We start from the raw sequence: 21,284 nt of genomic DNA on the forward strand, positions 1-21,284 counted from the left end.
GGGATTGGGGATTCGAAATTTGGGATTGGTAAAAGCAGATCAACTGGCCGGCATGGGAACGGGGCTGTGCGAATCCCTAATCCCCAATGCCGAATCTCGAAGGCGCGTCAGCCGACGCTGCCTTCCAGCGAGACTTCCAGCAGCTTCTTGGCCTCTACCGCAAACTCCATCGGCAGTTCGCGGAACACCTGCTTGCAGAAGCCGTCGACGATCAAGGACACCGCATCTTCCTGGCTGATGCCGCGCGCGCGGCAATAGAACAGCTGGTCGTCGCTGATCTTGGAGGTGGTGGCCTCGTGCTCGACGGTTGCGCCGGGGTTCTTCACTTCGATGTAGGGGAAGGTATGTGCGCCACACTGTTTGCCGATCAGCAACGAATCGCATTGGGTGTAGTTGCGCGCGCCATCGGCGTTGCGGTCCACCTTGACCAGGCCGCGGTAGGTGTTCTGGCCGCGCCCGGCGCTGATGCCCTTGCTGACGATCTTGCTCTTGGTGCGCTTGCCGACGTGGATCATCTTGGTGCCGGTATCGGCCTGCTGGCGATGATGGGTGAGCGCCACCGAATGGAATTCGCCCACCGAATCGTCGCCGAGCAGCACGCAGGACGGATACTTCCAGGTGATCGCCGAGCCGGTTTCGACCTGGGTCCAGGTGACCTTGCTCCGCGCACCGCGGCATTCGGCACGCTTGGTGACGAAGTTGTAGATGCCGCCGCGGCCTTCCTCGTCACCGGGATACCAGTTCTGCACGGTCGAGTACTTGATCTCGGCATCTTCCAGCGCCACCAGCTCGACCACCGCCGCATGCAGCTGGTTCTCGTCGCGCATCGGTGCGGTGCAGCCTTCCAGATACGACACGTAGGCCTTGTCCTCGCAGACGATCAAGGTGCGCTCGAACTGGCCGGTATGGCCGGCATTGATGCGGAAGTAGGTACTCAGTTCCATCGGGCAGCGCACACCCTTGGGGATGAACACGAAGCTGCCATCTGAGAACACCGCCGAGTTGAGCGCGGCGAAGTAGTTGTCGCCGACCGGCACCACGCTGCCCAGGTACTGCCTGACGATCTCCGGGTGCTCCTTGATGGCCTCGGACATCGAGCAGAAGATTACGCCCTTTTCGGCCAGTTCCTTGCGGAACGTGGTGCCGACCGACACCGAATCGAACACCGCATCCACGGCCACGCCGGCCAGTTTGGCGCGTTCGTGCAGCGGCACGCCGAGCTTGTCGTAGGTGTCGAGCAGTTCCTTGGGTACCTCGTCCAGCGAAGCGTATTTGGGTCCCTTGGGCGCGGAGTAGTAGCTCAGGGCCTGGAAATCGATCGGCGCGATCTGCAGCTTCGCCCACTCCGGCATCGGCATTTTCAGCCAATGGCGGTAGGCCTCCAGACGCCAGTCGGTCATCCACTGCGGCTCGTCTTTCTTGGCCGAAAGTGCACGGATGACATCTTCGTCCAGGCCGGGCGGGAGCGAGTCGGATTCGATCTCGGTGACGAAGCCGGCGTCGTAACGCCGGCCTAGCCGTTCGAGGATCTGCGCATTCTGCGGAGGAGCAAGTTCGGTGGCCATCGGGCTGCCTACAGGTCAGGTGGTCGCGACGCGCGCGGCGATGGAGCGCCGGCGGCTGTCGCCAGGAAGGGAGAGGGGCTGCAGCATCTGCTCCAGCGTGACGCGGCGCAGGGCATCGGCCACCACGTCGTTGATCAACCGCCAATTGGAGCGCACCCCGCAGGTCTGCGCGATGCCGCACTGGCTGTGGTCCTGGCTGCACTCGGTGATCGCCAGCGGGCCTTCCATCGCCTCGACGATCTCCACCAGGGTGATGTCGCTGGCCGCACGCGCCAGCCGGTAACCGCCGTGCACGCCACGCAAGCCCTCCACCAGGCCGGCCTGCGACAGCGGCTTGAGAATCTTGCTCACCGTTGGTGCTTCCAGGCCGGCGTGCTCGGCCAGCTCGCTGGCGCTGAGTACCTGCTCGCCGCGGGCAGCAAGCACGGTCAGCACCACGGTGGCGTAGTCGGTAAGTTTGGTGACGCGCAACATGGGGAGACAGCTGAATCCTAAAGCGGACCGAAATTGTACTCTTTTGAAGCGGTACGGCCAACCGCCCGATTCAGCCACGGGCAAGCCGCGCCAGTTGCGATCGGTGATCCGCTTGTGCTTGGCGCATCGGCGCGCTGCGGTCACAATGGGCGGCCCCATCACCGGACCCTCACATGTCGCGCAAAGTTGCCGCCCGCAAGTCACGTATCCACGGCAATGGCATGTTCGCCCTCGCCCCGCTCCGCAAGGGCGAACGCATCATCCAGTACAAGGGGCGTCTGCGCACGCATGCTGAGGTGGATGCCGACGATACCGGCGATGTGGAAAGCGGGCACACCTTCCTGTTCACCTTGAGCGACGAATACGTGCTGGATGCCAACTACGAGGGCAATGTGGCGCGCTGGATCAACCACAGCTGCAACCCCAATTGCGAAGCGGTGATCGAAGAAGCCGAGGGCGACGATCGTCGCAAGGACAAGATCTTCATCGAGGCCAAGCGTGCCATCAAGCCCGGCGAAGAACTCACCTATAACTACGGCATCACCTTGAGCGAACGGCACACGCCGCGTCTGAAGAAGATCTGGGAATGCCGCTGCGGCTCCAGGAACTGCACTGGCACCATGCTGCAACCCAAGCGCTGAGCGCGCCACGCGCCTGGCCATGACGTCATGCAGACATCGGTTCACGGGTGCGCAACGGCGCGCTACCTAGGGTGCGGGCTTCTTTCAGCGAGGAGTCCCGCATGTCTTATTCGCTCTCTGGCAAGTCCGTCGCGGTGCTCGCCACCGACGGCTTCGAACAATCCGAGCTCACCGAACCCAAACGCCTGCTGGAATCCTGGGGCGCCAAGGTGGAGGTGATCGCGCCGGGCGAGGGCGCCGAGATCCGCGGCTGGAATCACACCGACTGGGGCGATTCGGTGGCAGTGGATCGTCGCCTGGATCAGGCGACGCACGATGGCTACGATGCATTGGTGCTGCCTGGCGGTGTTCTCAATCCCGATACGTTGCGTACCGATGCGACGGTGCTTGCCTTCATCCGCGCTTTCGCGGCAGCGCGCAAGCCGGTGGCAGCGATCTGCCATGGGCCTTGGTTATTGCTGGAAAGCGACCTGGTGCGCGATCGCAAGGTGACCTCCTGGCCCTCGGTCAGGACCGATCTGACCAATGCAGGGGCGCAGTGGCAGGACGCGGAAGTCGTGGTGGATGGCACGCTGATCACCAGCCGCAAACCTGACGATATCCCGGCCTTCAGCGCAGCGGTGGCCAAGGCACTTGCCTGAGGCGCCGGTCACGGCCACTGCACGGCCGATCGCACCGATGACAGCATGAAGGCCCGGCCATTCCTGCGCCGGGCCTTCGTTCGTTGGCAGTTGCCCCTCGATGCTCGAAGCGCGCACCAATTTCGATCTGGATCAGTTGCCGGAAAGTGCTGCCGGCGGCACCAACTGTTCGATGTTCTGATTGAAGTTGACCGCCACCCGGCCATTCTGGATGGCAACCGATTCCACCTGCACCGCTCCCATCAAGGCGGCAATCGATGGATCGATGCGGTAGATCGGCTCCTTGCGGGCGTAGTCTGCCAGCCAGGCATTGAGTAGTTCGCGCGTACTGTGGTCGAGCTTCGCACCGGCGTTGACCGGTCGAAACTCGTCGATGCGGGGTTGGTCGAGATAGAACCCCTGTTTGGCAGTGTCGTAGCGCAACGCACTGGTCAACGTGACGTTACCGACCGGGCTGGGCGCCGCACCCGCGGTGGCTACCGCCAGATCGAAGGCCATCTTGAGCCGGTCGCCCGGCGGCAACGACAACGCGGGATTGCTGACGGTCATGGCGATCAGACCACCAAGGGCATCGTGCGTTTGTGGAAAGCGGCCGCCAAGATACTGCTGCACGTCACTGGCCTGCACACTGATCTGGTGGCCCTGGATCTGTGGCGCCGCCCAGGCGTCGGTGACGGGTAAGGCCAGGGCGAGGGCGAGCATGGGTCCTGCGAGCAAGCACACTTTCATCGAATGGCTCCGGCAACGAATGGCACAACCTTAGTCGGTGCCGGTGAACCGAGGGTTAGCGCAATACCGGCTGCAAGGTGGCCGAATAGATCTCCCAGTCATCGCCGCCGGGGCGTGGTTGCAACCGGTATGTCCCGTTCAGTTGCTGACTGCCCGAGGTGGTGCGGACGAGGATGCGTACCGGCACTTCCACCCGTTGCAGCGGCTGTCGGGGATCCAGCGATCGTGGAGGATCGTTGAGGATGCGCATCGAGACGATGCCGCCGATGGCGCGCAGCGCAGCGTCGTCCGGCACCGGTGGTGGGCGGCCGCCGACCCAGAGTGCATCGGCCTGCGTGCGCGCGGCACCGGGCAGGGCACCCAGATAACGCTGCACGGTGGACCCGGCCGCGGTCAGGCCGGCCAGCGTCGCCGCATCGACCGCCGGAGCGGCAGCGGGTGGCACGGAGAGGTTGCCGCCGGCATTGGCGGCGGCCATTGCCGGGTTCGAATGTGTCTGCGCCGATGCTGCGGTCCGCGTGTCCGCGTCCGGGTTACGCCCGCAACTGCAGCCGCCGATCGTAACGACCGCGACGATGATTCCGATCCAGCGCATGGAGTTCCCCTTCCCGAAGCGCGCAGTGTAACGGCAGGTCGCGCCGCCATGCTCAGCCGCCGGGCTGCACGCGTTGCAGGCGCTCCAGCAGTGCCTGCAGTTTTGGCCGCAGTGCATCCAGCGCGTTGCTGGGGCGTGCGCGTGGGCGTGCTGCCAGATCTTCCAGCAGTTGCGCGCCCACCGTCAGCGCGGCGCACTCGTCGCTGCTCAGGTCGCGGCGCCGGTGCAGGTCTTCGAGCAGGCGCATCCAGTCCGCGCGGGAGCGCTGTTCGAATTCGATGGCGCAGCGGTCCGCGCAGGGGCGGCCATCGGGTTCGATGGGCGTGACCGTGATGCGATAGCGTTTTCTGGACATGGTGATCGCGTCGCTGTTGGTGCACCACCATAGGCATAGGGCGCGGCGCGCTCGATAGCGCAAGCCATGACGCAGTGTTCCAGCGTCCTCAATCGCCCGCTGCCGGCGCGTTCTGACGCAGTAGCGGCAACGGATCGTACGCACCGTTGCGTCCATAGACCCCATAGTGCAGATGTGGCGGTGTACCGCGTGCGTTCCCCGTCGTGCCCACCTTGCCCAGGTGCGTGCCGGGCTCGACCACGTCGCCGACCTTCAGCCCCGCGGCCCAGTCGTCCAGGTGCGCATAGTAGTGTCGCTCCATTGCCGGACCCAGTATCCACACCTGTTTGCCGCCCAGTCCGCGATCGCGGATCGCGCTGACCACGCCGCGGGTTGCGGCCAATACCGGAGTACCGCGCGGCGCGAAGATGTCCACTCCGGCGTGCGTGCGGTCGCGTCCACGTGGCGCGCCGAAGGTGTCTGCGATCTGTCGGGCACGTACGTCCTGCACTGGAATCCGCAACGCCTGCGGTGGCGGCATCCGCGACAACTCCCAGGTGGTGCGCAGTTGTTCGGCCATCGGCAGCTGCCATGCCCAGCGCGCGCCGACCGCCAGGACGCACAGCGCCGCGATCCAGAGCAGAAAGCGCCGAAGCCGGCGTGCCGGGCTCGATGTCGGAGTGGCTGAGGTCATGGACGCTGCTGCTTGCGGAGACACCGCTCAGGGTAGGGGAGCGGCGATGAGCGGCATGTGGTGCAGCGCTGCAACGAGGTTTCGAGCGGCACAAAAAAAGACGGCCCGAAGGCCGTCTCGATGGCATTGCCGGCGCGCTCGATCAGAGCGCGGCGTCCTTCAACCGCTTGAGCGGGCGAGACCGGAGTTTGACGGTCGCCGGCTTGGCTGCGAAGGTCTGCTCTTCCTTGGTGAACGGATTGATGCCCTTGCGCTTGGGCTTGGCCGGCACGTGCACGGTGGTCAGCTTCAGCATGCCCGGCAGGGTGAAGCTGCCGACGCCCTTCTTGCTCAGCGAGGCGTGCGCGGCGGCTTCCAGCGAGGCCAGCACGGCGCGGACGTCCTTCGGAGCCAACTGGGTGGATTCTGCGATGTGCGCGACCAGGCCGGTCTTGCTCAGGGCTTCCTTGATCGGCTTCGGCGCGGCGGACTTGGTCGCGGCCTTGGCCGGCTTTGCGGTCTTGGTGGCGGCGACCTTCTTCACTGCCTTCTTGGGGGCAGCCTTCTTAGCGGCGGTTTTTGCCATGGGTTATGCGTTCCGTATTCGTTGGTGGTGTTGGGTCTGCCGACCCGGTCGGCAACGCGAAATGTAGGGCAACTGTTGCGCGCCGCCAATAGGCAAACGATGAAACGGCATAAAAAAGCGCGTTTGGACCGGGATTCGTTCACTGGCGGGGTAAAACGCGGGGGAAACCGCGTGCGTTACGCAGATGGCAGCGACCTTCGCACGGCATCTGATGCACAGCAGCAGGTTGCGCAGGCGCATGTGCTCCGCGCGCCAGGCGACGGCGGTGCGCACTGCGTTCGGAGGTTGCGAACGATTGCACACGGCCGCTGTTGCCGTGAGCCAGGTATCCGTCAGCGGCCCTGCTGCTGGAAGCGGCGCCAGTGTGGCGGCGTCTGCTTGTGGACGCCTCGCCGCTGCGGTGGCGTGCGGTGGATGCCAGACGTGCGCGAAGCGCTGGACGCGATCGGCGGCATCCTGCCGGTCTGCACATGCCGCCCTGCCAGCGCCGGCCTAGTCGTTTGCGGCAGAAAGACTGCGGCCACGTTCGGTGGCTGCCGCGATCGCTTTCGACGCAAGCGCTTCGAAGCCGCCGGCCTGGAATGTCTCGATCGCTGCCTGCGTCGTGCCATTGGGCGAGGTCACGCGACGGCGCAGCACCTCGGGCGCTTCGCCCGATTCGGTCAGCATGCGCGCGGCGCCGAGCAGCGTGTGCAGGACCAGCGTGCGTGCGGTGTCCGCCGGCAGGCCTTGCTCCCGTGCCGCCGCTTCCATCGCCTCGGCCAGCAGGAACACATAGGCCGGCCCGCTGCCGGAGACCGCCGTCACTGCATCCATCTGTGCTTCGTCGTCGATCCACACGGTGACCCCGGCACTTTCCAGCAGCTGGCCTGCCTGGGTGCGTTGCGCGTCGGACACGCGTGCGTTGGCGTACAGGCCGGTGACGCCGGCGCCGAGTAGGGCGGGGGTATTGGGCATGGCACGCACCACGGCCAGGTCGCCGCCCGACCAACGCTGCAACTGGGTGGCGGTGATGCCGGCGGCGATGGACAGCAACAACGGCTGCTGCGCCTGTGCCAGCCCGGCCAGGTGCGCGCACACCGTCGGCATGACCTGCGGCTTGACCGCCATGATCCAGATAGCGGCGCCGTCGGCGGCGAGGCGTGCCTCGGTCACGGCCTCCACGCCGAAATCGTGCGACAGCGCCGCGCGCAGTTCGTCCATTGGTTCGGCGACCCGGATACTGGCGGCCGGCATTCCTTGCCGGATGAGTCCGGCAATCAGGCTGCGCGCCATGTTGCCGCCTCCGACGAATGCGATGCGCGCTGCGGTGGAAAGCGGCGATGCGGAAGACAGTGGCAGTGACATTGCGACACCTCGGAGCTTGGCGGGTGGATGGAACGGGCAGCCGGCACTCGGTTCGGCCGATGACCGCACAGCGCGTCAGTGTACGGGTGCGTGGTGCTGCGCGTTCGCAGGCGGACCATGGTCGCCGCGATGGCTGCGGTGTTGCCCATGAAGGCCGGTCCGGCTGTCCGGCGCGCGCCAGCCGCATGCGAACGCAGATGCATGTCGCGTCCACTGCGGTTGTTATGCGATCACGCTTGCCGATCCTCCTCCGCAACATGCTGTCTGCCGCTCCAGACCGGAGGCGCCACGCCCGATGCCGGGCACTCGACTCAGGCTGAGGCAGCGTGCGACGCCGCGCGCTCGCCGAACAGCGCTGTGCCCACCCGCACCATGGTGGCGCCGGCGGCGATCGCTTCGGTGAAGTCCGAACTCATTCCCATCGACAAGGTATCCACCTGGCCGAAGCGCTGCCTCAGCCGGGCGAACAGCACCTGCATGCGGGAGAACGCGGCGTCACGCCGCGCCTGCTCGGCAAACGGGGCGGGAATGGCCATCAGCCCGCGCAGCCGCAGACGCGGTTGCAGGGCGATGGCATCGGCAAGCCGGTCGATCGCCTCGGGCGCGCAGCCGTGCTTGCTGTCCTCGTCGTCGATGTTGACCTGGATCAGCACATTCAATGGGGCGCGATCCTGCGGGCGGTGGCGCGCCAGCAGCGGAATCAGCTTGGGTCGGTCAATGCTCTGCACCCAGTCGAAGCAGCGGCTGGCCATCTCGGCCTTGTTGGACTGCAGGTGGCCGATCAGATGCCATTCCAGCTCCAGGGCCTGCAGCGCGACGATCTTGGCTTCCGCCTCCTGCACATAGTTCTCGCCGAACGCGCGCTGGCCCTGGGCCGCCAATGCGGCGATGGCCTCGGCCGGCTTGGTCTTGGATACCGCCAGCAGGCGCACCTCCTGGCGCGCGTGCGCGACCGCAGCGGCCTGGATGGCATCGAGAATCTGCTGCAGCGACGAAGCCGGCACGTGGCGCTCCAATTAAGAATGCGGAGCGCTAGTGTGACGCCGCCCGCTGCCGCGTTCCAGGCCGGGGCCAACCATGACCCGCTGGCAGCCAGGCGAGATCGGGGCGTCGAGCCGGTTTGGTGGGAGCTGGCCAGGTTCTGCGAATCTGCTCTCGTCAGCCCGGCACAGCGAACAAACCGACCGCTTCAGCCACGCATGCGGTTGCCGGCCTGAACCGGCCCCGGGCCGCTTCCAGCGCGCTGCCAGAACGCTATACTGCCGGCCGGGGAGTACCTTCCAATCGCAGCCTAGGGGAAAAGCAGCGCATGGATATCGCTGAACTATTGGCGTTTTCAGTCAAGAACAAGGCATCGGACCTGCACCTGTCCGCCGGGTTGCCGCCGATGATCCGTGTCGATGGCGATGTCCGCCGCATCAACATTCCGGCGCTGGACCACAAGCAGGTGCACGCGCTGGTGTACGACATCATGTCGGACAAGCAGCGGCGCGACTACGAAGAATTCCTCGAGGTCGACTTCTCGTTCGAGATTCCCTCGCTGGCGCGCTTCCGCGTCAACGCGTTCAACCAGAACCGCGGCGCCGGTGCGGTGTTCCGCACCATTCCCTCCGAGGTGCTGACCCTGGAAGACCTGGGGTGCCCGCCGATCTTCCGCCAGTTGATCGACCAGCCGCAGGGGCTGATCCTGGTCACCGGTCCGACCGGTTCGGGCAAGTCGACCACGCTGGCCGGCATGATCGACTACATCAACAAGAACGAATACGGCCACATCCTCACGGTCGAGGATCCGATCGAGTTCGTGCACACCTCGCAGAAGTGCCTGATCAACCAGCGCGAAGTGCATCGCGATACGCACGGCTTCAACGAGGCGCTGCGCTCGGCGTTGCGCGAAGACCCGGACATCATCCTTGTCGGCGAATTGCGCGATCTGGAAACCATCCGCTTGGCGCTCACCGCGGCGGAAACCGGCCACCTGGTGTTCGGTACCCTGCACACCAGTTCGGCGGCCAAGACCATCGATCGCATCATCGACGTGTTCCCGGCCGGCGAAAAGCCGATGGTGCGCTCGATGCTGTCCGAATCGCTGCGCGCGGTGATTTCGCAGGCGCTGCTGAAGAAGGTCGGCGGTGGCCGGACGGCGGCGTGGGAAATCATGGTCGGCACCCCGGCCATCCGCAACCTGATCCGCGAGGACAAGGTGGCGCAGATGTACTCGGCGATCCAGACCGGCCAGCAATACGGCATGCAGACGCTGGATCAGCATCTGCAGGATCTGGTCAAGCGCAGCCTGATCACGCGCAACCAGGCGCGCGAGTACGCCAAGGACAAGCGGATCTTCGAGTGAAGCCGGGATTCGGGACCCGGGACCCGGGACCCGGTGAAGCGGCAGCGATGCACTGTGATTTTTCATCAGATTGGGCCGAAGCGGGTAAGGGGCGTGGGAACGGTGGCAGCCGCGGCTGTTCCGGGTCCCGGGTTCCGGGTCCCGGGTCCCGGAGCCTCAAATGAGCACCATCGACTTCACCTCCTTCCTCAAGCTCATGGCGCACCAGAAGGCGTCGGATCTGTTCATCACCTCCGGCATGCCGCCGGCGATCAAGGTGCATGGCAAGATCAGCCCGATCACGCAGACGCCGCTGACTGCGCAGCAGAGCCGCGACCTGGTGTTGAACGTGATGACGCCGGCGCAGCGCGAGGAGTTCGAAAAGACCCACGAATGCAATTTCGCCATCGGCGTGTCCGGGGTGGGGCGCTTCCGTGTGAGCTGCTTCTACCAGCGCAACCAGGTCGGCATGGTGCTGCGCCGGATCGAAACGCGCATTCCCACGGTGGAAGAGCTGAGCCTGCCGCCGGTGATCAAGACCCTGGCGATGACCAAGCGCGGCATCATCATTTTCGTCGGCGCCACCGGTACCGGTAAGTCGACCTCGCTGGCGGCGATGATCGGCTACCGCAACCAGAATTCCACCGGGCACATCATCACCATCGAGGACCCGATCGAGTTCGTGCACAAGCACGAGGGCTGCATCATCACCCAGCGCGAGGTCGGCATCGACACCGACAGCTGGGAGAACGCGCTGAAGAACACCCTACGGCAGGCGCCGGACGTGATCATGATCGGCGAGGTGCGCACCCGCGAGGGCATGGACCACGCCATCGCCTTCGCCGAGACCGGCCACCTGGTGCTGTGCACCCTGCACGCCAACAACGCCAACCAGGCGATGGACCGCATCATCAACTTCTTCCCGGAAGACCGCCGCAACCAGTTGCTGATGGACCTGTCGCTGAACCTCAAGGGCGTGGTCGCGCAGCAGCTGATTCCGACCCCGGACGGGCGCGGCCGCCGGGTGGCGATGGAGATCATGCTGGGCACACCGCTGGTGCAGGACTACATCCGCGACGGCGAGATCCACAAGCTCAAGGAGATCATGAAGGAGTCCACCAACCTGGGCATGCGGACCTTCGATCAGAGCCTGTTCGAGCTCTACCAGGCCGGCGAGATCAGCTACGAAGACGCCTTGCGCTACGCCGATTCGCAGAACGAGGTGCGCCTGCGTATCAAGCTGTCCCAGGGGGGCGATGCCAAGACCCTGGCCCAGGGACTAGACGGCGTGGAGATCGCCGAGGTTCGGTGAGGTCGGTAGCCAGGATGCCGATGGCGTGCCCTGGTCGCGTCGCCAGCTCACGGCATCAGGCCGATGGTCCGCTGGCAGGACCTAGACCCTTCTGTCTGTGCCGTCGGGAATGCCGCGTCCCGGGCTGGTCACAGGCAATCAGGCCGTAATCGTCGGCAAAACGCTGAATCGCACAGACACGCTGCGCTTGCCAACATCGTGCCCTGCAGAGGGCACGCTCCAATATGTCGCGCCAGCCCGCGTAGTCTCTGACGTCTGCCTGGCGCCCCGGTTTCAGATGTAACCGCGCCAGCCGATAGTGTCTAATATCGCACCCCACTGCAGTTCCCCATACCCGTGAGCCTTCCCGATTCCGACTTGCGTCCGGAGCAAGAGCCGTTGCCCGATGATGGCGCCGTGGTCACGTCCGGCCCGCTGACGCCACCGCCGGATTCGGCGGGCACCCCGGCCGACGACCACGCGTATCACCATTCGGTCGCCGAGGATGTGCAGGGAATGGTGCTGGCCACGTTGGTGGCGTCGCTGGGCCTTGCGATCTTCGCCAAGGGCGGGCTGATGATCGGTGGCATGGCCGGTGTGGCATTTCTGCTGCACTACGCGCTGGGCTGGAACTTCGGCCTGGTGTTCGTGCTGGTCAACCTGCCGTTCTACTGGTTGAGCGTGCGCCGGATGGGCTGGGAATTCACCCTGAAGACCTTCGTGGCGGTGGCTGCCTGTGGCGCGCTGACCAACCTGCTGCCGCGCTGGGCCGACTACGCGCGGATGAGTACCGCGTTTTCGGCCATCGTGGGCGGTGCGCTGTCCGGCCTGGGCATCCTGTTCTTCATCCGCCACCGCGGCAGCCTGGGCGGCATCGGCATCCTGGCGGTCTACCTGCAACGCGAACGTGGCTGGAGCGCCGGCAAGGTGCAGATGAGCTTCGATGCGATGCTGATGCTGGCGGCCTTCTTCGTGCTGAGGCCGGACAAGGTGCTGTATTCGGCGATCGGCGCGCTGATGCTGAGCCTGGTGCTGATGTTCAACCACCGCCCGCACCGTTACATGGGCGTGTGAGCGCGCCGCGGCACTAGGCCGGCTCCGCGCGCCCGGGGCAGTCGGTGGGCAGCCCCAGTCGCTGCATCAGGCCACGCGCATCGAACGGTGCATGCACCTTCAGGTCGTTGTCGAAGTAGCAATACACATCACGTCGCGCACGCCTGGTGGCGCGCGAGCCGATGCGTTCGGCATCGCCGGGTTCTCGTCCTGCGGCCCATGTCGCGATCCGTGCCGCCCAGCGATCCAGCGCCGGCTCGCTGTAGCCGCTGGCATAAAGTTGCGCGTCCCCGTGCAGGCGTAGATACATGAAGTCGGCGGTGACGTCTTCCAGATAAGGGAATCTGCCGGCGGTATCGGCCACGACCACGGCCACGTTGTGCTTGCGCAGCAGGTGCATGCAGGCCTTGTCGCAGAAGCTCGGGTGGCGTACCTCCAGCGCGTGCCGCAGCGTGCGGGCGCGATCGATGCTGAGCGCGGTGCGCCCATGCATGAGCGCACTATCGCGTCGCCGCGCCAGCGCGAGGGCGGCAGCGGTGTCGCGCGGCAGGCTGGAGAGGAAGGCGTCCAGAAGATCGGCGTCGAAACGCAGGTTCGGAGGCAGTTGCCACAGCACGGGGCCCAGCTTGGGCCCCAGGCGCAGGACGCCGGAAGCGAAGAAATTGGCCAACGCCTGCCGGCAGTCGCGCAGGCGCTTCATGTGGGTAACGAAACGCGGCCCCTTGATCGCGAACACGAAGTCGTCAGGCGTCTCGTCGTGCCAGCTTCGATAGCTCTCGGGCCGCTGCAGCGAATAGAACGAACCGTTGATCTCCACGCTGGGGAAGCACGCTGCGGCGTATTCGAGTTCGCGCCGCTGGACCAGTCCGCTGGGATAGAACGTGCCACGCTAGCGTGGGTAGCGCCAGCCGGAGATGCCGATGCGAATGCTCATGCGCCGACCATGCAGCGCGGGACGTGCAGCCTCCGTCGATACCGCGGCAAGGCGGCGTGGATCGCATGCGCCCGTTGCTTGAGGCGCGAATGCGATCGCTCACCCCGTGCGCATCCACGGTGGCGCCAGTGCCGCGATCTGCGCATGCACGGGGCAGCCGGCGTGATGCGCGCCGGGCAGATAGCCCAGGCTCATCAGGAATTCGCCGGTGATCTCGCCGCCGGTGAAGCGGAAGGTCTTCTTGAACAGCTTGACCCAGGCCGGCTTGTCCAGCGGATGCTGCGCATCCAGCCATTGCGCGAAGCTGCCGTGCGAGCGGCGCAGCGTCTGGATGACCTGCGCGTTGTGGATGGCCGCCAGGATCTTCAGCCGATTGCGAATGATGCCCGTATCGCCCAGCAGGCGCGCGATCTCGGCATCGCCGTAGGCGGCCACGCTGTCCACGTCGAACCCGGCATAGGCGCGGCGGAAGTTGTCGCGCTTGCGCAGGATGGTTTCCCAGCTCAGTCCGGCCTGATTGATTTCCAGCACCAGGCGTTCGAACAGCTCGCGTTCGTCACGTTGCGGAAAGCCGTATTCGTGTTCGTGGTAATGGGCATGCACCGGGTGGCCGGGTGCGACGGAGCAGTAGCTGCTCATGGGCGAGGCTCCGGTGCCAGGCCTTCGGCGCTGGGCTTGATGTCGATGCGCGTGTCTTCCGGCAGCACCAGATCCGGCCATCGGCTGGGGCGTGTGCGCAGCTGGCCGTTGCGCAGTGCGCCGCGCAACTGCTCCTGGGCATGGCCGCCGCCGGAATAGTGCCGGCTCGTGCCTGCCTGATACCAACCACCGGAATTGCGTGCATACAGCACGCAATCGATCGCATATTCGCCCTTGACGTTGCACAGCAGTACGTCGGGCTGGCCGTCGCCATCCAGGTCGTCGCTGCTGACCACGCAATCGCTGTCGCTGCGCGTGCAGTCGCCACGATCCTGCAGCCGCGGCGTGGAGGTCAGCAGGTAGGTCCACCAATCGGCTGGCGGCTCTGCCTTGCCGGCAGCCACGCCGACCTGCTTGCGGATCTGGGCGAGATCGGTCAATTCCCTGCTCGCCGGCTCCGCTGCCGGCTCGTCGCGCCTCCAGCGCTCGGTGCGTGCCAGCAGCCGCTCCACCCGCTGCTTGCGCGCCGCATCGCCGGCAATCGCCGGATCCTCGCGCAGCGACTGCACCGCCAGATAGCCGCGGCGACCGTTGTCGAAGCGCAGGAACTCCAGATTCTCGTTCGCACGGGCGGGCGTGGCGTTGGCCAAGCGCTGCAGCTGGCTATGCACGGTGATGCGGTAGGGATCGAGCAATGGGCTGTTGATCAGGATCGCCAGGCCGATCACCACCCACGACAGCAGCAGATTGCCGCTGGCCAGGTGCGGTAGCCAGCGATCGGCGCGCGGCCGCAGCACCGCGAAGGCATAGGCCAGGGCATAGGCCAGCGCCAGCGCCGCCAGGATCGCCGCGCAGAAGCGTTCGCCGGTCCAGCCGTGCTGGGTGATGCGCAGCATCACCGCGTAAGCCGCCAGGGCCGCATGCAGCGGCAGGCTGAGCAGGCCGGCCTCGACCACGCCGCGCAGCCAACGCGGATAGGGCGGCTGCACGCTGCCATCCCGATAGACCGCATTGGTGAACAGCACCAGCCCGAACACCAGGCTCAACAGGAGCGCGGCCGCCGAACGGGTCTGCCAGAGCGCCTGCAAGCCGGTGAACGGCAGTACCAGCAGGAACAGCAGCGCGATGCCGGCCAGCAGCGGCAGCAGGCCGGTACACAGCGAGAACAGGATCTGCCGCATCACCTGCACGGCGCGGTGCTGGGTCCGCCCGATCAGCACGCCCAGCCCGGCGATCACGCCGGTCGCCAGGTAGATGAAGGCCTGTTCGCGAAACAACTCGCGGAACACCATGATCTTGACCAGCGCGAACAGGCTGGCCCACAGCCACAACACCATCCAGCAGACCCACACGAACAGCAGCGCCAGTGCGAGCGTCAGCGCGTTCTGCCAGGCATGTTCGAACAGCTCGCGGTAGTCGGCCCGCCAGTGGCCGTGCTGTTGCCGATACTGCAACCACGGCAGCGCAACGAACCAGCCCACCGCAACAGTGAAGCCGAACGGCCACAGCACCGCGCCCGTCCGCAGCCCTGGCGCACCGGTGGCGCTCCATGCCGCCCAGCTGCCCAATGCAGCCAATACCAGCGTGCTGCCGGCCACGTGCTGCCACAGGCGTCGATCGCGCAGATCCTGCAGGCTCAGCAGCACCATGCTGGGAACCGTCATCACCAGGGTGTACCAGCAGACGCGTACGCCGAGGTCGGTGAAGGGCCGCATGCCCTGCTGCGCGCCCAGCGCGGCCAGGTACAGCAGGCCGCCCTGCAGCAATGCCACCAGCACGATGGCGGCGCGGATCTGGCGGGGCAGCGCCGCGTCGGGAAGCGCGGGTGGCGGTGGGCTCGGCATCGTCGGTCCTTGGCGGTGTGGGGCTGCAGTATCGCACCGGCCCAGCGCGCGGCAGAGCGAACGGCTAGAATGCGGCCATGTCCGTTTTGCCCACGCCGCTGGCCAACCAACTGCTGATTGCGCTCCCGGCGCTGTCCGACCCCACCTTTTCGCGTAGCGTCGCGCTGATCTGCCAGCACGACGAGAACGGCGCGATGGGGGTGCTGGTCAACCGTCCTTCCGAGTACACCTTGGGCGAAGTGCTGTCGCAGATGGGGATCGAAACCGAAGACGCGCAGTTACGCGAGCAGATCGTGCTCAGTGGCGGGCCGGTGCATCCGGAGCGCGGCTTCGTCATCCATGACGACGCGCGCGAATGGGATTCCAGCCTGGAAGTGGGGCAGGGCGTGTTCCTGACCACCTCGCGCGACATCCTCGAGGCCATGGCCGCTGGCGAAGGCCCGCGCAATGCGCTGGTGGCGCTGGGGTGTGCCGGCTGGGGGGCAGGGCAGCTGGAATTCGAGCTGGGCGAGAACAGCTGGCTCACCGCACCGTCCGATGCAGATGTGCTGTTCGATACCGCACTGGAAGATCGCTGGCAGACCGCTGCCGGGCGCATCGGTGTGGACCTGTTCCGGCTCACGGATTATTCCGGGCATGCCTGAGGCGGGCACCATCCGCCCCGATGGCACGGTGCTGGGCTTCGATGTGGGGTCGCGCAGGATCGGCGTGGCGGTCGGTACCGCGCTGGGCGCCGGCGCACGTGCGGTGGCCGTGATCAACGTGCATGCCGGCGGCCCGGACTGGGTGGCCCTGGATCGCGTGCACAGGGAATGGCGTCCGGACGGCCTGGTGGTCGGCGACCCACTCACCCTGGACGACAAGGACCAGCCCGCACGCAAGCGTGCGCATGCCTTCGCCCGCGAGCTGCGTGAACGCTACGCGCTGCCGGTGGTGTTGATCGACGAGCGCTCCAGTTCGGTGGAGGCCGCGCAACGCTTCGCACGCGAGCGTGCCGACGGGCGCAAGCGTCGTCGCGATGCCGAGGCGCTGGACGCGATGGCCGCGGCCGTGATCGTCGAACGCTGGCTGGCCGCGCCCGACCAGGCCACTTTCCTCCCTTGATTCCCGACCTGCGATGACTGCCATGCAACTCGATTCGGATGGACGTTTGCGTCACCTGCTCACCCTAGAAGGCTTGCCGCGCGCCACGCTGCTGCAGTTGCTCGACCGCGCGGGCCAGATCCGCGATGCCGCGGTGGGCCGTGTCGGCAAGCGCAGCGTGCTGGCCGGCACCGCGGTGTGCACGCTGTTCTTCGAGCCGTCCACCCGGACGCGCAGTTCGTTCCATCTCGCCGCGCAGCGCCTGGGTGCCGATGTACTCAATTTCGATGCATCGACCTCGTCCACCCGCAAGGGCGAGACCGCACGCGATACCTTGAAGAATCTCGAGGCGATGGGCGTGCGCGGTTTCGTGGTGCGCCATCCCGACGACGGTGCGGTGGAAGCGCTGGCCGCCGCGGCCGGCGAGGGCACCGCCCTGATCAACGCTGGCGACGGCCGCAGCGCGCATCCCACGCAGGGCCTGCTCGACATGCTGACCTTGCGCCAGGCCAAGGGCACCGATTTCTCCAGGCTCAAGGTCGTCATCGTCGGCGACGTGAAGCACTCGCGCGTGGCCCGTTCGGACCTGCACGCGCTGCGGACCCTGGGCGCCGGCGAGATCCGTGTCTGCGGCCCGGCCAGCCTGCTTCCCGACGACGGCATGCTCGACGGCTGCGTGGTCGGCCAGGATTTCGACGCCATGCTCGAGGGCGCCGACGCGTTGATGATGCTGCGCCTGCAGCGCGAGCGCATGGAAGAAGGGCTGGTACCGTCGCTGGAGCAGTACCACGCCGACTATGGGCTCACCCGCGAGCGCCTGGTGCGTGCCGGGCGCGATGCGGCAGTGCTGCATCCGGGCCCGATCAACCGCGGCGTGGAGATCACCGACGAGGTCGCCGACGGCGCGCAATCGTGCGTGCTGCGCCAGGTCGCCAACGGCGTGGCCGTGCGCATGGCCGTGCTGGAAACCCTGCTCGGTTAAGCGTTACCGGCAACGCGGCCGCCAGCCAGCGCGGTCGCGTCCGGCGTGTGACGTTGTCATGGCAAACAGACACGAGTCTCGCTACCAGACGCGCCCCGTCGTCCGCTCTCACGAATCCCGATTCCCAGCACCACCACGTAACACGCGCTCCCCTATCGTAACGACCCCTTTCAACGCAGGAGACCGCAATGGGTATTTCGCGTCACGCCACCGCACACTGGGTCGGCGACCTCAAGACCGGCAAGGGCCAGCTCAGCACGCCGCAAAGCGGCTTGATGGACAATACCCGCTACGCCTTCAGCAGCCGCTTCGGCGATGAGAAAGGCACCAATCCGGAAGAGCTCATCGCGGCCGCGCACGCCGGCTGCTTCACCATGGCGCTGTCTGCGCAGCTGAGCGAGGCCGGCTTTCCGCCCGCCACGCTGGACACGCGCGCGGATGTGGATCTGTCGATGGAAGGCGGCCCGCAGCTGTCGCAGATCCGCCTCAAGCTCAAGGCGGTCGTGCCAGGCATCGACGAGGCCAGGTTTCGCGAGCTGGCCGATACCGCCAAGAAGAACTGCCCGGTCTCCAAGGCATTGAGCGCGGTACCGATCAGCCTGGAAACCGAGTTTTCCAACTGATCCCTGCAGGCGTGCATCCGTCGGCGTCGGACGCCGACGGATGCAACTGGCGGCAAGCTGAATAGGCTTTTCGCCGGGCTGCGCGGTTCAGGGCGGTTTCACTGGCGCGCGCCGAGCATCGGCAGCGTGTCCTCCCTGTGAAGCTGCCGCAATGAAAACTCTTGTGCTTGGTGCTCTGGTAATGGGTCTGGCCGCGGCTGGCACCGCGACGGCGCAGCGTTACGACGGCGGGTACCGCGACGGTTATCGCGATACCTACCGCGGCGGCTACGAGGATGGCCGTTACGAATACGCGCGGGTCGTGCGCGTGGATCCGATCATCGTGTCCGACTCCTACAGCGAACGCACCAACGAGCGCTGCTACAACCGACCGGCGGACGGTTACTACACCAGCAACGATGGCTACTACCGCAACGAGGGTGGCTATGCGTCGCCCAATTCCGGTCGTGGCGTGGCGAGTGTGATCGGCGGCATCGCCGGCGCGGTGCTGGGTAGCCAGGTCGGCGGCGGCAATGGCCGGCTGGTGGGTACCGCTGTCGGCACCATGGCCGGCGTGGCTGCGGGCCGCTCGATCTACGAGGCCAACAACCGCACCTACCGTGGCAATGTCAGCGTTTGCGAGCCGGTGTCCTATCGCACCTCGCGCGAGCGCGTGGATGGCTACGACGTCACCTACGAGTACGGCGGGCGCATGTACCACACGCGCAGCGACTACAACCCCGGCGACCGGATCCGCGTGCGCGTGGACGTGCGTCCCGACTGAGTTGGTGCAAGGTCAGTAGGGTAGGAAAGAACGCTGCGGGCGGCCGCAGCGTTTTTTTGTATTCGGCTTGCGAAGCGCTTGCTGGCTCGACGCGTAATCGCTGCGTGCGGACAGGTTGCGACGAGTGCCCTGCAAGAGTTCCGGCATTCGCGCGCCCCTGCAGGCTGCGCGGTCGCGGCGGCGGTTGGCCGTTCCTGGGCGGGTAGCGTGTTGCGCTGGCCTGCTGCGTTCGGAGGCCGTCGTATCGCCCCTGATCGAGACACTCCTGCCGACCGCCCTCAGTCCCAGTCCAGCGTTCCGCGGATGACGGTCTGCACCTGGCCGCCGGACCATACATCGCCATTGCTATCGATGCGCAGCTCCAGCAGCGCATCGAAGCCGATTTCACGGCCCTGGCTGGCCACGTAGCGGCGACCGCTGCCGGGCAGTGCATGGCGGCTGTCCAACCAGGCGGCCAGCACGGCATTGGCTGCGCCGGAGGCGGCATCCTCGAAGCGTCGCCCATTGCCCACGAAGGCGCGCACGGCCAGATCGTAGGCGCCTGCGGCCGCCGCACGCGCATACGCGAACACGCCCATGCTGCCGGTGGATTCGGCCAATGCGGCAATCGCGTCCCAATCCGGTTGCAGGCTGCGCAAGGCGGCCTCGCTGGCCAGTTCCACCACCCACCAGGTGCGGCCGCCGTCCATCAGCGCCGGCGGCAGGGTGCCGAGCGGCCAGCCATGCAGGACGGCGCGCAGGCGCGGGTCGTCGGCGGTGGTCTGTTCGGCCAGGCGCGCACGCGGCGTGCGGATGGCGATGCTGCGGTGACCATCGCGCTGTTCGACGCGTAGCGGCAACTGGCCGGCGATGCCGTCCTGCACGAGCAGTCCGTCATCCGGCGCGGCCAGGCCTGCGTCGAGGGCTGCATGGGCTGTGCCCACGCTGGGGTGCCCGGCGAACGGGACCTCCTTCTGCGGCGAGAACATGCGCAGCCGGTAGCTGCTGTGCGCGTCGGCTGCCGGAAACACGAAGGTGGTTTCCGGCAGTTTGGTCCAGCGTGCGATCGCCTGCATCGCCGCATCGTCCAGGCCCTGGGCATCCAGCACCACCGCGAGCGGGTTGCCGCTGCCGGGGCGGGCGGAGAACACATCCAGTTGCAGGAAACGGCGGGTGGTCATGGGCGCGATCCGCGGGGCAGGGCGCGGCAGCTTACCAATCGATGTGGCCGTCGATCACCTGCAGCGTGCTTCCGCCGATCCAGACCTCGCCGTGGTCGTCCAGTTCCACCTGGATGCGTCCATTACGGCCGACCTCGCGGCCCTGGCTGGCGACATAGCGCGAGGCCGTGCCAGGCAGGCGTCCTTCGTCGTGCAGGCGCGCGGCGATGCAGGCGTTGGCGCTGCCGGTGACCGGGTCTTCCGGGATGCCGTCACCGGGGCAGAACGCGCGCACCACCAGGTCTTCGTTACCGCCATGGACGGGCGCGTAGATGGCCAATCCGGTGGCGCCACTGGCCTGGGTCAGACGGGTGATCGCGGCAAGATCGGGCAGCGCCTGCCGTACCGCATCGGCATCGGCCAGTTCCAGCAGCCACCAGTTCGGGCCGTTGTTCCACAACGCCGCAGGCTGCCGGGCCGTGCGCAGCCCGGCACAGGCGGCTTCCACTGCCGCGACGTGGGTGTCGCCGGTCGCCACCAGGCGTGCAGGCGGCGCGCGCAGCCGCACCTGCAGCGCGCCATGGCGGTCGAACACCTCCACCGGCAGCACGCCTGCAGCACATTGCTGGCGCAGACGGCCGTCGGGCTTGTAGCCGGTCAATCCGTGCGTCGCCGCGGCCCAGGCAGCGCCGACGCTGGGGTGGCCGGCGAAGGGGAGTTCGGCGCGCGGGGTGAAGATACGGATGTGGTAATCGGCATCGGGCACGCTGACCGGCAGGAAGAAGATCGTCTCCGACAGATTCAGCCACGCGGCGATCTGCTGCATCTGCTCGCTCGACAAGGCGGCCGCGTCGAACACCACGCCCAGCGGATTGCCGCCGCCGGTGCGGCTGGCGAAGACATCCAGTTGCAGATAGCGATGTTTGCTCATGCGGGTGCGATCTCGATGGTGGATGCAGATGCCGATGGTTGCAGCGCGAACCGTCTCGGCGTGGCGGGGCCAGGCCGTGCGACTGCGACCG

At 66.5% G+C, this 21,284-nt stretch carries 23 protein-coding genes and 1 pseudogene; 10 read left to right on the forward strand and 14 right to left on the reverse strand.

The features are described from left to right. Nucleotides 1-107: 107 nt before the first annotated feature. Entirely contained in the window at nucleotides 108-1,565 is a 1,458-nt protein-coding gene (gene sufB / locus LL962_RS06150; protein ID WP_228316297.1) for a Fe-S cluster assembly protein SufB, read from the reverse strand. Nucleotides 1,566-1,580: 15 nt separating this feature from the next. Further along, the gene (locus tag LL962_RS06155; protein ID WP_104587268.1) at nucleotides 1,581-2,039 is read right to left on the reverse strand and encodes an SUF system Fe-S cluster assembly regulator; all 459 of its coding nucleotides are present in this window, start codon (nucleotides 2,037-2,039) and stop codon (nucleotides 1,581-1,583) included. A 173-nt stretch (nucleotides 2,040-2,212) separates the two neighbouring features. On the opposite strand from LL962_RS06155, the gene LL962_RS06160 reads away from it, so the two are divergent. Together LL962_RS06160 and LL962_RS06165 are read left to right on the forward strand one after the other, a co-directional pair. Next, nucleotides 2,213-2,680: an SET domain-containing protein gene (locus LL962_RS06160; RefSeq protein ID WP_104587269.1), complete on the forward strand. Its 468-nt coding sequence runs from the start codon at nucleotides 2,213-2,215 to the stop codon at nucleotides 2,678-2,680. Nucleotides 2,681-2,781: 101 nt separating this feature from the next. Beyond that, nucleotides 2,782-3,321, forward strand: a complete 540-nt coding sequence (locus tag LL962_RS06165) for a type 1 glutamine amidotransferase domain-containing protein (RefSeq protein WP_228316298.1) — start codon at nucleotides 2,782-2,784, stop codon at nucleotides 3,319-3,321. 132 nt (nucleotides 3,322-3,453) lie between these two features. Here the strand turns inward: LL962_RS06165 and LL962_RS06170 are convergent, their stop codons facing one another. From LL962_RS06170 to LL962_RS06200, 7 genes are all read right to left on the reverse strand, one after another. After that, a complete protein-coding gene (locus LL962_RS06170) occupies nucleotides 3,454-4,050 on the reverse strand; it encodes a DUF1439 domain-containing protein (RefSeq protein ID WP_228316299.1) in 597 nt (198 codons plus the stop codon). Nucleotides 4,051-4,105: 55 nt separating this feature from the next. Next, nucleotides 4,106-4,528: a hypothetical protein gene (locus LL962_RS06175; RefSeq protein WP_228316300.1), complete on the reverse strand. Its 423-nt coding sequence runs from the start codon at nucleotides 4,526-4,528 to the stop codon at nucleotides 4,106-4,108. A gap of 169 nt (nucleotides 4,529-4,697) precedes the next feature. Continuing rightward, the gene (locus tag LL962_RS06180; protein WP_228316301.1) at nucleotides 4,698-5,000 is read right to left on the reverse strand and encodes a DUF3861 domain-containing protein; all 303 of its coding nucleotides are present in this window, start codon (nucleotides 4,998-5,000) and stop codon (nucleotides 4,698-4,700) included. An 88-nt stretch (nucleotides 5,001-5,088) separates the two neighbouring features. Further along, a complete protein-coding gene (locus LL962_RS06185) occupies nucleotides 5,089-5,673 on the reverse strand; it encodes a M23 family metallopeptidase (RefSeq protein WP_228316302.1) in 585 nt (194 codons plus the stop codon). A gap of 142 nt (nucleotides 5,674-5,815) precedes the next feature. Further along, nucleotides 5,816-6,238: an HU family DNA-binding protein gene (locus LL962_RS06190; RefSeq protein WP_104587274.1), complete on the reverse strand. Its 423-nt coding sequence runs from the start codon at nucleotides 6,236-6,238 to the stop codon at nucleotides 5,816-5,818. Nucleotides 6,239-6,730: 492 nt separating this feature from the next. Continuing rightward, the gene (gene proC, locus LL962_RS06195) at nucleotides 6,731-7,585 is read right to left on the reverse strand and encodes a pyrroline-5-carboxylate reductase (protein WP_228316303.1); all 855 of its coding nucleotides are present in this window, start codon (nucleotides 7,583-7,585) and stop codon (nucleotides 6,731-6,733) included. A gap of 311 nt (nucleotides 7,586-7,896) precedes the next feature. Beyond that, nucleotides 7,897-8,589 carry a YggS family pyridoxal phosphate-dependent enzyme gene (locus LL962_RS06200; RefSeq protein ID WP_228316304.1) on the reverse strand — a complete coding sequence of 231 codons (693 nt, stop codon included), beginning with the start codon at nucleotides 8,587-8,589 and terminating at the stop codon, nucleotides 7,897-7,899. A gap of 305 nt (nucleotides 8,590-8,894) precedes the next feature. On the opposite strand from LL962_RS06200, the gene LL962_RS06205 reads away from it, so the two are divergent. The 3 genes from LL962_RS06205 to LL962_RS06215 all read left to right on the forward strand — a co-directional run bounded on the left by LL962_RS06205 (nucleotide 8,895) and on the right by LL962_RS06215 (nucleotide 12,276). Beyond that, complete coding sequence (locus LL962_RS06205; protein ID WP_104543511.1) at nucleotides 8,895-9,932, forward strand: type IV pilus twitching motility protein PilT; 1,038 nt, start codon at nucleotides 8,895-8,897, stop codon at nucleotides 9,930-9,932. Between the two features lie 160 nt (nucleotides 9,933-10,092). Next, nucleotides 10,093-11,223 carry a PilT/PilU family type 4a pilus ATPase gene (locus LL962_RS06210; protein WP_104587276.1) on the forward strand — a complete coding sequence of 377 codons (1,131 nt, stop codon included), beginning with the start codon at nucleotides 10,093-10,095 and terminating at the stop codon, nucleotides 11,221-11,223. A gap of 378 nt (nucleotides 11,224-11,601) precedes the next feature. Further along, nucleotides 11,602-12,276, forward strand: a complete 675-nt coding sequence (locus LL962_RS06215; protein ID WP_167395322.1) for a YitT family protein — start codon at nucleotides 11,602-11,604, stop codon at nucleotides 12,274-12,276. 13 nt (nucleotides 12,277-12,289) lie between these two features. On the opposite strand, the pseudogene LL962_RS06220 reads toward LL962_RS06215, so the two are convergent. From LL962_RS06220 to LL962_RS06230, 3 genes and pseudogenes are all read right to left on the reverse strand, one after another. Further along, nucleotides 12,290-13,189 (reverse strand): annotated as a pseudogene (locus LL962_RS06220) (DUF72 domain-containing protein). 99 nt (nucleotides 13,190-13,288) lie between these two features. Then, on the reverse strand, nucleotides 13,289-13,828 hold the full coding sequence (locus LL962_RS06225; protein ID WP_228316305.1) for a DNA-3-methyladenine glycosylase I: 540 nt from the start codon (nucleotides 13,826-13,828) through the stop codon (nucleotides 13,289-13,291). Further along, complete coding sequence (locus LL962_RS06230) at nucleotides 13,825-15,672, reverse strand: DUF4153 domain-containing protein (RefSeq protein WP_228316306.1); 1,848 nt, start codon at nucleotides 15,670-15,672, stop codon at nucleotides 13,825-13,827. Before LL962_RS06230 ends, LL962_RS06225 begins: the two co-directional genes overlap by 4 nt. Before the next feature lie 77 nt (nucleotides 15,673-15,749). On the opposite strand from LL962_RS06230, the gene LL962_RS06235 reads away from it, so the two are divergent. The 5 genes from LL962_RS06235 (at nucleotide 15,750) to LL962_RS06255 (ending at nucleotide 19,123) form a co-directional block, all read left to right on the forward strand. Then, nucleotides 15,750-16,316 carry a YqgE/AlgH family protein gene (locus tag LL962_RS06235; protein ID WP_104587280.1) on the forward strand — a complete coding sequence of 189 codons (567 nt, stop codon included), beginning with the start codon at nucleotides 15,750-15,752 and terminating at the stop codon, nucleotides 16,314-16,316. Continuing rightward, nucleotides 16,309-16,776 carry a Holliday junction resolvase RuvX gene (gene ruvX / locus LL962_RS06240; RefSeq protein ID WP_228316307.1) on the forward strand — a complete coding sequence of 156 codons (468 nt, stop codon included), beginning with the start codon at nucleotides 16,309-16,311 and terminating at the stop codon, nucleotides 16,774-16,776. Before LL962_RS06235 ends, ruvX begins: the two co-directional genes overlap by 8 nt. A 13-nt stretch (nucleotides 16,777-16,789) precedes the next feature. Then, the gene (locus tag LL962_RS06245) at nucleotides 16,790-17,737 is read left to right on the forward strand and encodes an aspartate carbamoyltransferase catalytic subunit (protein ID WP_104587282.1); all 948 of its coding nucleotides are present in this window, start codon (nucleotides 16,790-16,792) and stop codon (nucleotides 17,735-17,737) included. A 188-nt stretch (nucleotides 17,738-17,925) separates the two neighbouring features. After that, complete coding sequence (locus tag LL962_RS06250; protein ID WP_228316308.1) at nucleotides 17,926-18,360, forward strand: OsmC family protein; 435 nt, start codon at nucleotides 17,926-17,928, stop codon at nucleotides 18,358-18,360. A gap of 151 nt (nucleotides 18,361-18,511) precedes the next feature. Beyond that, a complete protein-coding gene (locus LL962_RS06255; protein ID WP_167395315.1) occupies nucleotides 18,512-19,123 on the forward strand; it encodes a glycine zipper 2TM domain-containing protein in 612 nt (203 codons plus the stop codon). A gap of 278 nt (nucleotides 19,124-19,401) precedes the next feature. On the opposite strand, the gene LL962_RS06260 is transcribed toward LL962_RS06255, so the two are convergent. Together LL962_RS06260 and LL962_RS06265 are read right to left on the reverse strand one after the other, a co-directional pair. Further along, the gene (locus LL962_RS06260) at nucleotides 19,402-20,283 is read right to left on the reverse strand and encodes a PhzF family phenazine biosynthesis protein (RefSeq protein WP_228316309.1); all 882 of its coding nucleotides are present in this window, start codon (nucleotides 20,281-20,283) and stop codon (nucleotides 19,402-19,404) included. A 31-nt stretch (nucleotides 20,284-20,314) separates the two neighbouring features. Then, nucleotides 20,315-21,193: a PhzF family phenazine biosynthesis protein gene (locus tag LL962_RS06265; RefSeq protein ID WP_228316310.1), complete on the reverse strand. Its 879-nt coding sequence runs from the start codon at nucleotides 21,191-21,193 to the stop codon at nucleotides 20,315-20,317. Between the last annotated feature and the right edge of the window lie 91 nt (nucleotides 21,194-21,284).

The organism is Xanthomonas sp. NCPPB 1067, assembly GCF_020783795.1.
GTDB lineage: Bacteria > Pseudomonadota > Gammaproteobacteria > Xanthomonadales > Xanthomonadaceae > Xanthomonas > Xanthomonas melonis.

Coding starts and splice junctions, on each gene's coding strand:
- LL962_RS06230 (WP_228316306.1), bottom strand. CDS start 15,672: ATGCCGAGCCCACCGCCACCCGCGCTTCCCGACGCGGCGCTGCCCCGC.
- LL962_RS06165 (WP_228316298.1), top strand. CDS start 2,782: ATGTCTTATTCGCTCTCTGGCAAGTCCGTCGCGGTGCTCGCCACCGAC.
- LL962_RS06205 (WP_104543511.1), top strand. CDS start 8,895: ATGGATATCGCTGAACTATTGGCGTTTTCAGTCAAGAACAAGGCATCG.
- LL962_RS06250 (WP_228316308.1), top strand. CDS start 17,926: ATGGGTATTTCGCGTCACGCCACCGCACACTGGGTCGGCGACCTCAAG.
- LL962_RS06265 (WP_228316310.1), bottom strand. CDS start 21,193: ATGAGCAAACATCGCTATCTGCAACTGGATGTCTTCGCCAGCCGCACC.
- sufB (WP_228316297.1), bottom strand. CDS start 1,565: ATGGCCACCGAACTTGCTCCTCCGCAGAATGCGCAGATCCTCGAACGG.
- ruvX (WP_228316307.1), top strand. CDS start 16,309: ATGCCTGAGGCGGGCACCATCCGCCCCGATGGCACGGTGCTGGGCTTC.
- LL962_RS06185 (WP_228316302.1), bottom strand. CDS start 5,673: ATGACCTCAGCCACTCCGACATCGAGCCCGGCACGCCGGCTTCGGCGC.
- LL962_RS06225 (WP_228316305.1), bottom strand. CDS start 13,828: ATGAGCAGCTACTGCTCCGTCGCACCCGGCCACCCGGTGCATGCCCAT.
- proC (WP_228316303.1), bottom strand. CDS start 7,585: ATGTCACTGCCACTGTCTTCCGCATCGCCGCTTTCCACCGCAGCGCGC.
- LL962_RS06235 (WP_104587280.1), top strand. CDS start 15,750: ATGTCCGTTTTGCCCACGCCGCTGGCCAACCAACTGCTGATTGCGCTC.
- LL962_RS06180 (WP_228316301.1), bottom strand. CDS start 5,000: ATGTCCAGAAAACGCTATCGCATCACGGTCACGCCCATCGAACCCGAT.
- LL962_RS06170 (WP_228316299.1), bottom strand. CDS start 4,050: ATGAAAGTGTGCTTGCTCGCAGGACCCATGCTCGCCCTCGCCCTGGCC.
- LL962_RS06260 (WP_228316309.1), bottom strand. CDS start 20,283: ATGACCACCCGCCGTTTCCTGCAACTGGATGTGTTCTCCGCCCGCCCC.
- LL962_RS06160 (WP_104587269.1), top strand. CDS start 2,213: ATGTCGCGCAAAGTTGCCGCCCGCAAGTCACGTATCCACGGCAATGGC.
- LL962_RS06175 (WP_228316300.1), bottom strand. CDS start 4,528: ATGGCCGCCGCCAATGCCGGCGGCAACCTCTCCGTGCCACCCGCTGCC.
- LL962_RS06245 (WP_104587282.1), top strand. CDS start 16,790: ATGACTGCCATGCAACTCGATTCGGATGGACGTTTGCGTCACCTGCTC.
- LL962_RS06255 (WP_167395315.1), top strand. CDS start 18,512: ATGAAAACTCTTGTGCTTGGTGCTCTGGTAATGGGTCTGGCCGCGGCT.
- LL962_RS06190 (WP_104587274.1), bottom strand. CDS start 6,238: ATGGCAAAAACCGCCGCTAAGAAGGCTGCCCCCAAGAAGGCAGTGAAG.
- LL962_RS06155 (WP_104587268.1), bottom strand. CDS start 2,039: ATGTTGCGCGTCACCAAACTTACCGACTACGCCACCGTGGTGCTGACC.
- LL962_RS06210 (WP_104587276.1), top strand. CDS start 10,093: ATGAGCACCATCGACTTCACCTCCTTCCTCAAGCTCATGGCGCACCAG.